An 11876-nucleotide genomic window follows, 5' to 3' on the forward strand; every position below is an offset into this window, starting at 1 on the left:
TTCCTCAGGTGAGCCGGTTCTTGGCGAGCGGCGGGTTTTTGGCGAAGTAGCGCCGGATGCCTTTGACAATGGCGTCGGCGATCTTGTCCTGGTACTCATTATCCATCAGGCGCGCTTCTTCCTCCGGGTTGGAGATGAAGGCGGTCTCGATCAGGATCGAGGGGATGTCGGGCGCTTTCAGCACGGCGAAGCCGGCTTGTTCGACCGAACCTTTGTGCAGCTTGTTGATGCCGCCGATTTCACCCAGCACCGCTTTGCCGACTTTCATGCTGTCGTTGATCTGGGCGGTGGTGGAGAGGTCGAACAGTACGCTGGCCAGTTGCGGGTCGTGACCTTTCGAGTTGGCGCCGCCGATCAGGTCGGCCTGGTTTTCCTTGTCGGCCAGCCAGCGCGCGGCGCTCGACGTAGCGCCTTTTTCGGACAGTACGAAGACGGAGGAGCCGCGCGCGCTTGGCTTGACGAAGGCGTCTGCATGAATGGAGACGAACAGGTCGGCGTCGACCTTGCGGGCTTTTTCCACGCGCTTGCCGAGCGGGACGAAGTAGTCGCCGTCGCGGGTCAGCATCACGCGCATGTTGGGGTGGTCTTCGAGCTTGTCCTTCAGGCGCTTGGCGATGGCCAGCACGATGTCTTTCTCGCGGCTGCCGCGTGCGCCCATGGCGCCGGGGTCTTCGCCGCCGTGGCCGGGGTCGAGGGCGATGGTGAGCATGCGGACCATTTTGTCCGGCGCGGGTTTGGCCGTTGGCTTGTGGCCTGCTGGCGCCGGGTCTGGCTCGGCAGCGCCCTGCCTGGACGAGGCGCCGCCCGGCGCGGATCCGCCGGATGCGGGGGCGGTGGGCTGGCTGGCGGGGCCTTGCGCGGCCGTGCCGCCCTGCGCGACGGTGCCGCCTGGCGCAGCCGTGCTGCCTTGGCCCTGCGCGAGGCCTGTGCCGGCCTGGCCTGGCTGGCGGCCGCCGGGCGCTGGCTGGCCAGGCTGCGGGACGTTGGACGCGGCGGCGGCATCGGCCGGCTTGTCATCCTGCGACCACTCGCCCTTTTCGATCAGTGCGGCAATCGGGTCGACTGGTTTGACCGGGTACAGGTCGAAGATCAGGCGATGCTTGTAGTTGCCGACCGGTTCCAGCGTGAAGACTTGCGGCGTCACTTTTTCCTTCAGGTCGAACACCAGCCGCACCACGTTCGGGCGGTTCTGGGCGACGCGCACTTCCTTGATATACGGGTCGTTGGCCTCGATCTTGGCGATCAGGCTTTTCAGCGTGGAGTTCAATACCAGGCCTTCGATGTCGACCACCAGCCGGTCCGGATCCGGCACCAGGAAGTGCCTGGTTTTCAGATCGGAATCGTTCTCCAGCGTGACGCGGGTGTAATCCTCCGCCGGCCAGACGCGCACGGCCAGGATCTGGGCGGCGTGCGCCATGCTCGGTGCCAATACGGACAGCAGCAGCGTGCCGCCAGCCTTGAGCACCGTGCGGCGGCTTACATGTTTGGGGCGAATTGGAGGCGTTGCAGGCATGACGTACCAAGAGCGGAAGACGGCTGCAATTCTACATCACGTCCCGCGCCGGCCACAGAGAGGTAAACATGAAGGTCGGGCGGCGGCAACACGCCATCGGCCTTCTCCGGCCACTCGACGATGCAGACGTTATCGCCGTTGAAATCTTCGCGGAAGCCGGCGTCGAGGAATTCCTCCGGGCTGCCCATGCGGTACAGGTCGAAATGCACCACGTTGCCAGGTTTGCCATCGACCTTCACGCGGTAAGGTTCGGACAAGGTGTAGGTCGGGCTCTTCACCGGCCCCACATGGCCAGCAGCATGCAGCAGCGCGCGGGTGAGGGCGGTCTTGCCGGCGCCCAGGTCGCCGTGCAGGTAGATCGCCATGCCGGGCAACAGGGCGCGCGACAGCGCTACGCCCAGGGCGGCGGTACCGGCTTCGTCGTGGAGGTGGGATTTAAAGTGCTGCATCGCATAGAATAGTGGTTTGGATTTCCCCGCATTGTAAGGCCGTGTCCCTTTCCCAAGCCAATTTAGACGAATTAGCCAGCCGCATCAAGGCATGGGGGCTGGAGCTCGGCTTCGCGGAAGTGCGCATTGCCGACATCGACCTGTCCGCCGCCGAGGCGGGCCTGCAGGCCTGGCTGGACGCCGGCATGCACGGGGAAATGGACTATATGGCAAGCCACGGCATGAAGCGCGCTCGCCCGGCGGAGCTGGTGCCCGGCACCGTGCGCGTGATCACTGCCCGCATGAACTACCTGCCCGGCGCCGCCGACGAGGACTGGCGCGAGCGAGAAACCGCGCGCCTGGCCGACCCGACGCAAGCGGTGATTTCGGTCTATGCGCGTGGCCGCGATTACCATAAGGTGCTGCGCGCGCGCCTGCAGCAGCTGGCGGACAAGGTGCGTGGGGCGGTCGGCGAATTCGGCTACCGCGTGTTCACCGATTCCGCGCCGGTGATGGAGTTGCCGCTGGCGGAAAAATCCGGCCTGGGCTGGCGCGGCAAGCACACCTTGCTGATCAACCGCAGCGCCGGCTCCATGTTCTTCATGGGCGAAATCCTGGTCGACCTGCCGCTGCCGGTGGACGAGCCGACCGGCGCCCACTGCGGCCAGTGCAGCGCCTGCATCGACGTGTGCCCGACCCAGGCCATCCTCGGCCCGGGCAAGCTGGATGCGCGGCGCTGCATCTCCTACCTGACCATTGAACTGAAGGGCGCCATCCCCGAAGACCTGCGCCCGCTGCTGGGCAACCGCGTCTACGGCTGCGACGACTGCCAGACCGCCTGCCCCTGGAACAAGTTCGCCCAGCGCGCCACGCTGCCAGATTTCGACGAGCGCCACGCGCTGGGCAGCGCCGGCATGATCGAGCTGTTCGCCTGGACGGAGGAACAGTTCAACCAGCGCATGGAGGGCAGCCCGATCCGCCGCATCGGCCATGAACGCTGGCTGCGCAACCTGGCGGTCGGCCTGGGCAACGCCGCGCGCATGGGCGCCAAGGGCGATGCCGCCATCCTGGCGGCGCTTGAAGCGCGGCGCGCGCACCCCTCGGAACTGGTGCGCGAACATGTGGAGTGGGCCATCCACCAACACCACTAGCATGCCGCTAGGGCATAATGAGCTGTCCTGGTCAAAAAGCCCGAGTAACAAATTGTCACCATTTGCGGAAGCTGTACAGAGTTATCGCGAGTTGTCTCCTTTGCATGTCTGGCGTCATGGCAGTGCGGCGGAAAAGCACGCCATTTTGGGCGGTTGGCTGCTGTTGCTGGTGCTCTGCGTCGGACTTGGCCTGGCGACGGTCAAATGGGGCTGGTCCGGGCTGCCTGTCGACATCGGCGGCGTGACTGCCTATGTCACGGTATATCCCCCACTGCCAATCTGCCTGCTGCTGACGCTGACCCTGGGCTGGTGGTGGGGCGCGATTCCCGCCTATTGCTCAACCCTGGTGCTGGCGCTGTACGCCGGCATGCCTTTGCAGTGGGCCTTGCTGTTCGCCTGCGCCAACCCGCTCGGCTTCACCATGATGGCGGTGGGCTACCGCGCCATCGTCATGCGGCGCGATTTGCGCAACCTGACCTCCATCCTGTTCTATGTCCAGCTCAGTTTCATCGCCAGCATTTTCGGTTCGGCCGGTGCGCTGATCTGGAGCTATACCAACCACCTGGCGCCGGGCGCGCAGCTGCCGATCTGGCAGGGCTGGTGGCTGGGCTCCTTCCTGCAAAGCGTATTCATTGGCGGTCCCGCCATGGCGCTGCTGTGGCCACGTGTGGCGCGCTGGCAGCTGGAACGCCAGGAACTGATGCGCAAGCGGCGCGGCGGTTCGCGCCGCTCGGTGCTGCGCATGCTGGCGGCGGTGGCGACCGGTGTGCTGGTGTATGGCTTTGTCACGATCCGCCTGGCGGAGGCCGACGCCGCCGGCACGGCGGAAGTGTTCCGCCAGACCGTGTGGATTTTCTACTGGGTGTTCGCAGCCATCATCGTGGTGATTGCCTTCTTCGGCTACCAGCTGTTCTCGCACTGGCAGGAGTCGACCGACGGCCTGCTGTCCGAACTGCAGCGCATGAACCTGGACCTGGAGCGCCTGGCCACCACCGATGCGCTGACCGGCCTGCTGAACCGCCGCGCCGCCGACCACCAGCTTGACATCGAATGGCACCGTGCGCGCCGCTCCGGCCATGCTTCGGCGCTGGTGCTGCTTGACATCGACCACTTCAAGCAGGTCAACGACCGGTATGGGCATCCGGGTGGCGATGCGGCCCTGCGTTCGCTGGCGGCCAGCATCCGTTCCGTCATGCGCGAAGTCGATGTGGCGGCGCGCTATGGCGGCGAGGAGTTCCTGATCGTGCTGCCGGAAACCGGACGCGAAGGCGCTTTCGTGTTCGCCGAACGCCTGCGCGAACGGGTGGCGGCCGCCGAGATTTGCCATGACGGCCAGGTGTTCCGCTGCCACATCAGCCTGGGCGTCGCGGTCAGCGACAAGTACGAGCCAAGTTTTGAGCACTGGGTGCGGCGCGCCGACCAGGCGCTATACCGCGCCAAGCAGGGCGGCCGCAACCAGGCCGTCATGGGCGTTTAGCGTTACGCAGCATCCATGCCGCGGCTACGGCCCATAGCAGCAGGGTCGCCAGCGACGCTTCCACGCCATAGGCGCCGCCGCTCAGCCACTCCGGACCGGACATCTGCACCTGCAGCCAGCCGCGCGCGGCGTGGCCGGAGACCGGAACGCCGATCACGCCGTCGAACAGATAATTCCACGCGAAGTGCATGCCAACCGGCAGCCACAGGCTGCGCGTCAGCATCCACGCGGCGCAGAAACCGAGGCCCGCGATGCCGGTGTTCAGCACCGCCAGCGCGGTCACGTGCTCGTTTGGCAGGTGGGCCAGGGCGAACAGCAGTACATTCGCCACCAGCGCGGTGCGGGTGCCCCAGCGCTCCTCGGTGACGCGGAACAGCACGGCGCGGAACAGCAGCTCTTCCATGATGGCGACCATGGCCTGCTCCGGCAGCGGTTTGAGCACCAGCGCGAAGGAAGCACTGCCGCTGACCGCCAGGGCGCCGGCCGCCATCAGCACGCCGGTGACCGCCATGGACAGCGCGGCCCCGATGCCGAGGCCGCGCAGCAGGTCAGGGATGCGGCCGGCCAGTGCGGCTTCCTGCGCGGCGCGCTGCTCGAAGCGGCGCACATAGAAGTTGTAGCCGCCCAGGCACAGCGCGGCGGCCAGCAGGTAAGGCCATCCCAGGCGCCACTCTTTGGCGACCAGGCCCTGCGCCAGCGCCATGGTGAGCAGCAGCGGCAGCAGCACGCAGGCGATGCCGGCGACGATGCGCACCAGCGGGTTGCGGGCCAGGCGCGTGCGCAGCGGCAGCGTGGACCCGGCGGCAGTGGCGGCAGGGATGGCATGCTGCATGGTTCTACTCCTTCGCTTTGCGGATACGTTCACCAAAAGGGCGGCGCTCCAATGCCTCAATGGCGCGCGCCAGCGTGTCGGACAGGGGATGCGGCAGTTCGGTGTCGAGGTCGTCGGCAGCGGCGGCGGTGGCGCGCCAGCAGGCCTGCAGCTTGGGCAGCAGGCGCTTGCCCTGGGCGCTTAGTACCAGCAGCTTCTGGCGCGCGTCGGTGGGGCTGGACTGGGCCACCAGCCAGCCTTCCTTCACCATCAGGTTGACGGTCTGCGTGGCGGCAGGCTGGGTGATGCCGGCCACTTCGGCGATCTGGCTGACGGTATGCGGCTTGCCGCCCGCCAGCGCGCGCATCACGGGCGTAAAGCGCGGGCGGTAATCCAGGCCTGCTTCGACGTAGGCATCCTGTACCGCTCCGTCCAGCAGTTCGATCAAATGGCGCAATTGGGTTCCGAGTCCTTGTTTCATGGACCCAGAATACCACATGTATAAGTGCTTATGTAATTATTTTAGGAGCCCGGCCAGTTCCACCGCGGTCTTGACCTGCATCTTGTCGAAGATATGGGCGCGGTGCACCTCCACGGTACGCATGGAGATGCCCAGTTCATCGGCCACCACCTTGTTCATTTTACCCGCCAGTATCAGCTCCAGCACTTCGCGCTCGCGGGTCGACAGCGTGGCCAGGCGCGCCTGGATGGCAGCTTTGCCGCCGGCCTGGCGCGAGGCGGCCAGGCCTTCCTGCACGCGGTCCATCAGCTGGTTGTCGTTGAACGGTTTTTCGAAAAAGTCGAAGGCCCCGCGCTTGAGGCTATCCACCGCCATCGGCACGTCGCCGTGGCCGGTCAGGAAGATGACGGGCAAGCGCGCCGTCAGGGCCTGCGCCGCCAGCTGGTCGAACACGGCGATGCCGCTGGTCTCGGGCATACGCACATCCAGCAGCACGCAGTCGCCTTCCGCATCGAAGCTGCCCGCCTGCACGAAGGCCAGGAAGGGCGCCGCGCCGTCGTAGGCAGTGGCGGCGATGCCGCGCGAGGAGGCGAGCCAAAGCAGGGCGTCGCGCACCACGGCTTCATCGTCAACGATATGTAGCATTCTGGGTGTCTCCGTTATCCGCCACCGGCCACCGGCAGCGTGAATGTGAATATGGTACCGCCTTGCGGGTTTTCGCGGTGCGTGAGTGTGCCGCCGTGGAATTCGATCGCCGTGCGGCAGATATTGAGCCCCATGCCCATGCCTTCCGCCTTGGTGGAGAAGAAGGGCGAGAACAGGCGCTCGGCCACGTCCTGCGGGATGCCGTGGCCGTTGTCGATGACCTGCACCACCACCATGCGCGCATCGGCATCGTGGTGGGCCACCACGCGCAGTACGCGTTTCAGCGGATGCGCATCGGCCATGGCCTCAATGCCGTTGCGGGTCAGGTTGAGCAGTACCTGCTCGACCAGCATGCGGTCGGCCCGCACCTGCGGCAGCGACTCGGGAATATCCAGCTGCAGCGAGACATGGTGCTGGCGCGCCTGCATTTCGATCAGGGCCAGGATGCTGTCCAGCATCGCCAGCAGCGCCACATCCTGCCGCTCCGTTTCGCGGTTCTTCACGAATTCGTGCACGCTGCGGATGATCTGGCCGGCGCGCTGGGCCTGGGCGCCGGCCTGCTCCAGCGCCGGCTTGAGCGTGGCCGCATCGCCGCCGCGCGCCAGCACGTTCAGCGCGCCGGTGGTGTAGCTCGAAATGGCAGCCAGCGGCTGGTTCAGTTCATGCGCCAGCATGGACGCAATTTCGCCCATGGTGGCCAGGCGCGCGCTGGCCTGCAGCTTTTCCTGGTGCTGGCGGTTCAGTTCCTCCATGCGCTTGCGGTCCGAGATGTCGAGGATGGAGCCCATGAAGCCCGTATGGTGTCCGGCCTGGTCCACCAGCGGCGCCTCGAACACCAGCACCGGGATGCGCGTGCCGTCCGGGCGCTGGAACACGGTTTCGAATTCCGGCGTGATGGAGCCGGCCAGCACGTTGGCCAGGCGGTTCTGGTACTCCGCCATGACGTCCGGCGCCCAATAGGGCATGGGCGGCGAACGTCCGATCAAGTCTTGCGCTGGATAGCCCACCATCTGGCAAAAGGCGGGATTGACGTAGGTGATGCGGCCCTCCAGGTCGCGCGCGCGCAGGCCGGTTACCAGCGAATTTTCCATCGCCGTGCGGAAGGCCATCTGCTGCCGCAGCTCGCCCTCTGCCGCCAGGCGCCGCGAGATGTGGCTCCACAGCGCGAACAGGCTCCATAACAGCGCAAGCGACAGCGCCACCACCGAGCCGACCAGCAGGTTGGGCAGCAGCTTCGGTTCCGCCTTCACGCTGTCGGTCATCAGGGTGATGGAGGCGCCCGGCAGGTCGAGCGCACGCTTGTGGGTGTACACGCCGTGGCCCTGGCCGGCGGCGCTGCGGCTGGCCAGCACCTTGTCGTCGCGGTCGAGAAGACTGATCTGGTTGTCCTGCGCAAACCACCACGGCACCATTTCATCGAGCAGGCTACTGAGCTGGAAGGTCGCCACCAGGCTGCCCTGCCACTCGTCGCCGTGATAGACCGGGACGTACAAGTCCATCATCAGCTGCGCCGGCCCCGCCTCGGGCTCGGCGTAGATCGGGCTGCGCGAGCGGCGCGCGCGGTCCTGGGTGGCCAGCGCGGCCTGGCTGAGACCAGCGGGGGCGCCCGACGGCGCGGCGCCGGCGTCGCTGCTGGCGACAATGCGGCCGTCGGGCGCCAGCAGCACCACCTTTTTCAGTTCCGCCCCGTTCTTCAGGATGCGCGCCATGCGCTGCTGCACCTCGCCCGCGGGCAGGCGGCCGCCGGCGATGTCGTTGGCCAGGCCGCGCAGGCTTTCCTCATGCCGTCCAAGCTGGAAGCGGATCGATTGCTCCACCCACAGGGTATCGGCGATCAGCTGCTCCTGGCGCTCCGTGCTTTCAAGCTGGCGCGCCTGCCATGGCAGCCAGAATACGATGGCGACGAACAGCAGCACCAGCACGACCGGCAACAGCCAGCGCACAGGGGAGGGGAGGAAGATACGTTTGGACATGCGCCGAGGGTAGCGAATCCTGTTGCCGGTTGTATTGTGGTTTTCCACAGTTGTGTGCCAATATTTCACTGCACACAATGTATGTTGAGAATAATAATGCACAAATATCGCCGGGAGACGCCATGCATCTGAAGACCCTCCTGGCCGCCTTCGGCGCGGCCGTCCTTGTCACGTCCCAAGCGTTGGCACAGGCGCCCATCGTCATCAAATTCAGCCACGTGGTAGCGCCGGATACGCCCAAGGGGCAGGCGGCGGAACGCTTCAAGCAGCTGGCGGAAAAAGCCACGCGCGGCCGCGTGAAAGTCCAGGTCTTCCCGAACAGCCAGCTGTATAAGGACAAGGAAGAACTGGAGGCCCTGCAACTCGGTGCGGTGCAGATGCTGGCGCCCTCGCTGGCCAAATTCGGCCCGCTCGGCGTGAAGGAATTCGAAGTCTTCGACCTGCCCTACGTCTTCCCCAACAAGACCGCCCTGTACAACGTGACCGAAGGGCCGATCGGCAAGAGCCTGCTGCAAAAGCTGGAGAGCAAAGGCATCACCGGCCTGGCGTACTGGGACAATGGATTCAAGATCATGTCGGCCAACCGGCAGCTGCGCGTGCCGGCCGACTTCCGCGGCCTGAAGATGCGGATCCAGTCGTCCAAGGTGCTGGACGCGCAGATGCGCGCCCTGGGTGCGGTGCCGCAGGCGCTGGCCTTCTCCGAAGCCTATGTCGCGCTGCAGACCGGCGTGGTGGATGGCACCGAGAACCCGCCATCCAATATGTACACCCAGAAGATGCATGAGGTGCAGAAGCACCTGACCATCTCCAACCACGGCTACCTGGGCTACGCCGTCATCGTCAACAAGAAGTTCTGGGATGGACTGCCGGCCGACATCCGCAGCCAGCTGGAAGCGGCGATGAAAGAAACCACCACCTACGAAAAAGCGATTGCCCAGCGCGACAACGATATGGCGCTGGAAGCGATCCGCAAATCCGGCAAGACCCAGATCACCACCCTCAGCGCGCAGGAACAAGCCCTGTGGCGCAATGCCCTTTTGCCGGTGCAGAAGCAGGTGGAAGACCGCATCGGCAAAGACCTGATCCAGGCGATCAACCGCGAAACAGCCAAGTAAACTCCCCGCTGTCAAGTTGCTCAAAATAAATAACGATATTTGAAAAGAGATCGGTTACTATGGCGACGCCCCTGAACGGTGCAGCATGCACCAAGGTGGCAAAGGACACGAGTTTAGTGGGGAGTGAAGAAGAAGAATTAGCAGCGCGGCTGCGATAGATAGAGGAGACACGACGCCTGACAGTATGCAGTTGGCCATCGCCACAAGCGGGGTTAAACGGCCGGGGCGGCGAAAAAAAGACTCAAGACGCACCTTCGGGTGCGTTTTTTTTTGCCCTATCCTGGCGCGCTGGTGTAGCATGAATGCCACAGTATGAATGGAGCAACCGTGACGGAAATACAACAAGGCGGCCGCGATTTCGCCGCCATCATCCACCTGCCGTTCGGCGCGATGGGGATTGGCGCCGCCGGCGCCGTGGTGACGGAAATGTTCTACCTGCCCGCCGATACGCCGGAAAAGGCGCCCACCAATGCCGTGGCCGAACTCGCGGCGCAGCAGCTGCTGGCCTACTGCGCCGATGCCGACTACCGCTTCGACCTGCCGCTGGCGCTGCGCGGCAGCGAATTCCAGCGCCGCGTGTGGCAAACCCTGCGCGATATCCCGCGCGGCCAGGTGCGCACCTACGGCGAGCTGGCCAAACACCTGGATTCGGTGGCGCGCGCCGTCGGCCAGGCCTGCCGCAGCAACCCCTTCCCGCCGCTGGTGCCTTGCCACCGCGTGATGGCGGCCGACGGCATTGGCGGCTTTGCCGGCAGCGATGACCAGAACGGCTTCACCCTTGGCGTGAAACGCTGGCTGCTGGCGCACGAAGGACACAAAGAGTACCAATGGCAGCAGGCAACCTTGCTCTGATCGACGAGTTCTGCGACAGCTTGTGGCTGGAAGACGGGCTGTCCAAGAATTCCCTCGACGCCTACCGGCGCGACCTGACCGCCTTCGCGCGCTGGCTGGAAACCGCCCGCCCCGCCGTGGCCGGCCTGCACGCCGCCGGCACCGCCGACTTGCAAGCCTATTTCGCCGCCCGCCATGAAGACACCAAGGCCAGCTCGGCCAACCGCCGCCTGTCGGCGCTGAAACGCTTCTACCAGCTGGCGCTGCGCCAGCGCTATATCTCGGAAGATCCCTGCCTGCGCATGGACTCGGCCAAGCAGCCGCTGCGCTTCGTGCACACCCTGAGCGAAGCCCAGGTGGAAGCGCTGCTGGCCGCGCCGGACTTGCGCACCCCGCTCGGCATCCGCGACCGCACCATGCTGGAACTGATGTATGCCAGCGGCCTGCGCGTGTCCGAGCTGGTGGCGCTGAAAACGCTCGAACTGAGCATGAACGACGGCGTGCTGCGCATCACCGGCAAAGGCGCCAAGACCCGCCTGGTGCCGTTCGGCGAGCAAGCGCGCTTATGGATCGAACGCTACCTGCGTGAAGCACGCGGCCAGATCCTCAATGGCCAGCAGGACGACGCCCTGTTTGTGACCGGACGCGGCGGGCCGATGACGCGGCAAATGTTCTGGGTAGTGGTAAAGAAACATGCCGTGAAGGCCGGGATCACCGCACCGCTCTCACCGCACACCTTGCGCCACGCCTTCGCCACCCACCTGCTGAACCACGGCGCCGATTTGCGTGTGGTCCAGCTACTGCTTGGGCACTCGGATATTTCCACCACCCAGATTTACACCCATGTAGCGCGGGAGCGCCTGAAGCAGCTGCACGCCCAGCATCACCCGCGCGGCTGAAACTGCTCCTTAATGCATGGTGGAGGCGCCCTCATGGCCGCCCTTGCCGTGGCCATGGTGGCGCTTCTCCGAGCCATGCTGGGGCGGCTGTTCTGTTTGCTCGGCCGGTTCTTCCCCGGTAGGCGCTTGCGCCACTTGCGTTTGAGACGACAGTTGCAGGATGTCCTCACTGAGGCGCTTGGATTCATCCATCACCGCGCGCACCCAGGCAAGGCTTGCATCACTGCAGCGGCGCCAGGAGTCCAAATACATGCGCTGCACATGGCTCAGGTACTCAAAGTTTTGCATATCTCCTCCTTTGAAGTGGAACAGGTAGACTAGTCACCTGAAGGCGTCGGAGTTTGACATGGATCAAATGCGTATGCCCACACCGGAGTCACCATTGCTCCAGACCATCAACAGGAGGGTAGCAAATGGCTAAGACGAATTTCCAGTATGAAAAGCGGCAGCGCGAACTGGAGAAAAAACGCAAGGCGGAAGAGAAAGCGCAGAAAAAGCTAGCGGCGAAGCACCAGCCTGCCGGCGAACAGGAAGCCGACGAAGCCGGTTACGAGACAGCCGAAACCGACAGCA

The 11876-nt window shown here is 65.0% G+C and carries 12 protein-coding genes; 5 read left to right on the forward strand and 7 right to left on the reverse strand.

The annotated features are described in order from the left end of the window. Positions 1 to 4: 4 nt before the first annotated feature. Together AAHE99_RS11135 and tsaE are read right to left on the reverse strand one after the other, a co-directional pair. Entirely contained in the window at positions 5 to 1513 is a 1509-nt protein-coding gene (locus AAHE99_RS11135) for an N-acetylmuramoyl-L-alanine amidase (protein WP_342117246.1), read from the reverse strand. Continuing rightward, entirely contained in the window at positions 1477 to 1962 is a 486-nt protein-coding gene (tsaE, locus tag AAHE99_RS11140) for a tRNA (adenosine(37)-N6)-threonylcarbamoyltransferase complex ATPase subunit type 1 TsaE (protein WP_342117247.1), read from the reverse strand. The genes AAHE99_RS11135 and tsaE overlap by 37 nt, the downstream gene beginning before the upstream one ends. A gap of 41 nt (positions 1963 to 2003) precedes the next feature. Here tsaE and queG point away from each other — a divergent pair, with 41 nt between their 5' ends. Beyond that, a complete protein-coding gene (gene queG / locus AAHE99_RS11145) occupies positions 2004 to 3092 on the forward strand; it encodes a tRNA epoxyqueuosine(34) reductase QueG (protein ID WP_342117248.1) in 1089 nt (362 codons plus the stop codon). Between the two features lie 100 nt (positions 3093 to 3192). Beyond that, a complete protein-coding gene (locus tag AAHE99_RS11150) occupies positions 3193 to 4569 on the forward strand; it encodes a GGDEF domain-containing protein (RefSeq protein ID WP_342117250.1) in 1377 nt (458 codons plus the stop codon). Here AAHE99_RS11150 and AAHE99_RS11155 read toward each other — a convergent pair. Genes AAHE99_RS11155 through AAHE99_RS11170 form a run of 4 tightly spaced genes read right to left on the reverse strand, consistent with a single transcriptional unit; the run spans position 4556 to position 8458 of the window. Then, complete coding sequence (locus tag AAHE99_RS11155; protein WP_342117252.1) at positions 4556 to 5401, reverse strand: CPBP family intramembrane glutamic endopeptidase; 846 nt, start codon at positions 5399 to 5401, stop codon at positions 4556 to 4558. The genes AAHE99_RS11150 and AAHE99_RS11155 overlap by 14 nt on opposite strands. Before the next feature lie 4 nt (positions 5402 to 5405). Further along, positions 5406 to 5837 carry a MarR family winged helix-turn-helix transcriptional regulator gene (locus tag AAHE99_RS11160; protein WP_342117253.1) on the reverse strand — a complete coding sequence of 144 codons (432 nt, stop codon included), beginning with the start codon at positions 5835 to 5837 and terminating at the stop codon, positions 5406 to 5408. Between the two features lie 60 nt (positions 5838 to 5897). Continuing rightward, positions 5898 to 6485, reverse strand: coding sequence for a response regulator transcription factor (locus AAHE99_RS11165; RefSeq protein ID WP_342117254.1), 588 nt, complete (start codon positions 6483 to 6485; stop codon positions 5898 to 5900). A gap of 14 nt (positions 6486 to 6499) precedes the next feature. Then, positions 6500 to 8458, reverse strand: a complete 1959-nt coding sequence (locus AAHE99_RS11170; protein ID WP_342117255.1) for a sensor histidine kinase — start codon at positions 8456 to 8458, stop codon at positions 6500 to 6502. A gap of 122 nt (positions 8459 to 8580) precedes the next feature. On the opposite strand from AAHE99_RS11170, the gene AAHE99_RS11175 reads away from it, so the two are divergent. The 3 genes from AAHE99_RS11175 to xerD all read left to right on the forward strand — a co-directional run bounded on the left by AAHE99_RS11175 (position 8581) and on the right by xerD (position 11303). Further along, the gene (locus AAHE99_RS11175; RefSeq protein ID WP_342117256.1) at positions 8581 to 9573 is read left to right on the forward strand and encodes a TRAP transporter substrate-binding protein; all 993 of its coding nucleotides are present in this window, start codon (positions 8581 to 8583) and stop codon (positions 9571 to 9573) included. A gap of 327 nt (positions 9574 to 9900) precedes the next feature. Next, a complete protein-coding gene (locus AAHE99_RS11180; RefSeq protein WP_342117257.1) occupies positions 9901 to 10425 on the forward strand; it encodes a methylated-DNA--[protein]-cysteine S-methyltransferase in 525 nt (174 codons plus the stop codon). Further along, positions 10401 to 11303 carry a site-specific tyrosine recombinase XerD gene (gene xerD, locus AAHE99_RS11185; RefSeq protein WP_342117259.1) on the forward strand — a complete coding sequence of 301 codons (903 nt, stop codon included), beginning with the start codon at positions 10401 to 10403 and terminating at the stop codon, positions 11301 to 11303. Before AAHE99_RS11180 ends, xerD begins: the two co-directional genes overlap by 25 nt. Positions 11304 to 11312: 9 nt before the next feature. On the opposite strand, the gene AAHE99_RS11190 is transcribed toward xerD, so the two are convergent. Next, the gene (locus AAHE99_RS11190; protein ID WP_342117260.1) at positions 11313 to 11591 is read right to left on the reverse strand and encodes a hypothetical protein; all 279 of its coding nucleotides are present in this window, start codon (positions 11589 to 11591) and stop codon (positions 11313 to 11315) included. Positions 11592 to 11876: the final 285 nt, after the last annotated feature.

Origin of the sequence: Pseudoduganella sp. OTU4001 (assembly GCF_038440195.1) — a bacterium.
Classification (GTDB): Bacteria; Pseudomonadota; Gammaproteobacteria; order Burkholderiales; family Burkholderiaceae_D; genus Rugamonas.

Bases quoted from the DNA above. Each gene is read 5' to 3' on its own strand.
- AAHE99_RS11135 (WP_342117246.1), bottom strand. From the start codon at position 1,513: ATGCCTGCAACGCCTCCAATTCGCCCCAAACATGTAAGCCGCCGCACG.
- tsaE (WP_342117247.1), bottom strand. From the start codon at position 1,962: ATGCAGCACTTTAAATCCCACCTCCACGACGAAGCCGGTACCGCCGCC.
- AAHE99_RS11155 (WP_342117252.1), bottom strand. From the start codon at position 5,401: ATGCAGCATGCCATCCCTGCCGCCACTGCCGCCGGGTCCACGCTGCCG.
- AAHE99_RS11165 (WP_342117254.1), bottom strand. From the start codon at position 6,485: ATGCTACATATCGTTGACGATGAAGCCGTGGTGCGCGACGCCCTGCTT.
- AAHE99_RS11170 (WP_342117255.1), bottom strand. From the start codon at position 8,458: ATGTCCAAACGTATCTTCCTCCCCTCCCCTGTGCGCTGGCTGTTGCCG.
- AAHE99_RS11175 (WP_342117256.1), top strand. From the start codon at position 8,581: ATGCATCTGAAGACCCTCCTGGCCGCCTTCGGCGCGGCCGTCCTTGTC.
- xerD (WP_342117259.1), top strand. From the start codon at position 10,401: ATGGCAGCAGGCAACCTTGCTCTGATCGACGAGTTCTGCGACAGCTTG.
- AAHE99_RS11190 (WP_342117260.1), bottom strand. From the start codon at position 11,591: ATGCAAAACTTTGAGTACCTGAGCCATGTGCAGCGCATGTATTTGGAC.